The organism is Terrihalobacillus insolitus (assembly GCF_028416575.1).
Classification (GTDB): Bacteria; Bacillota; Bacilli; order Bacillales; family Amphibacillaceae; genus Terrihalobacillus; species Terrihalobacillus insolitus.
In genome coordinates this window covers 1-548 of the sequence record NZ_JAMQKB010000071.1, presented here as the reverse complement: position 1 = coordinate 548, position 548 = coordinate 1, and the positions used below count along the sequence as shown (strand labels likewise).

The following is a 548-nucleotide window of genomic DNA, read 5'->3' as shown; positions in this document are numbered from 1 at the left end:
CGTTCGTTTTTCCTTGCTCTCGTAATAATCTATTTCGTCCGTGTTTATACTATTGTAAAGGGATGAAAAACTTTACTTTTTCATCCCTTGGCTTGTGTGTTTTATTCATTTTTATATAACTATCTTATAAACTTCTCTTACCCTTAAATTAAAACGGGATTCATGAATAATCACATACCACTGGTTGTCCAACTCAAGCCTACAAGGCATTTTGCTGTTTCCGATGATTAATTCAAAACACTCTCCGCAATGAAGGTTAAAGGTACGACCATTTCGTTCCATCATCCAACACTCTCTATTATTATCGTAAATCATATCTGCATTCATTCGTGGTGGCACCCCCTACATCTCATTCATGACACGATCAACGTGTGATTTTCCAACAATTTTGTTGTCTTGCAGACGAGCATCCATTAAACTAGAACTACAATAGGTATTAATTTTCCGAGGGATGCCCTTACTATATTCATAGATAGCCTGGATAGCTTCCTCGGAAAAAACCTCATTGGGAGCTTCTACTGCCTTTAATTGATGTTGTATGTAGGAAG

Annotated in this window: 2 protein-coding genes; both read right to left on the bottom strand. The window is 37.0% G+C overall.

Going from position 1 to position 548, the window contains the following annotated elements:
• Positions 1-111: 111 nt before the first annotated feature.
• Complete coding sequence (locus NC797_RS18345; protein ID WP_272438222.1) at positions 112-327, bottom strand: DUF5348 domain-containing protein; 216 nt, start codon at positions 325-327, stop codon at positions 112-114.
• Positions 328-342: 15 nt separating this feature from the next.
• Positions 343-548: AAA family ATPase (locus NC797_RS18340; RefSeq protein WP_272438221.1), on the bottom strand; the 206-nt coding region annotated here is incomplete at its 5' end.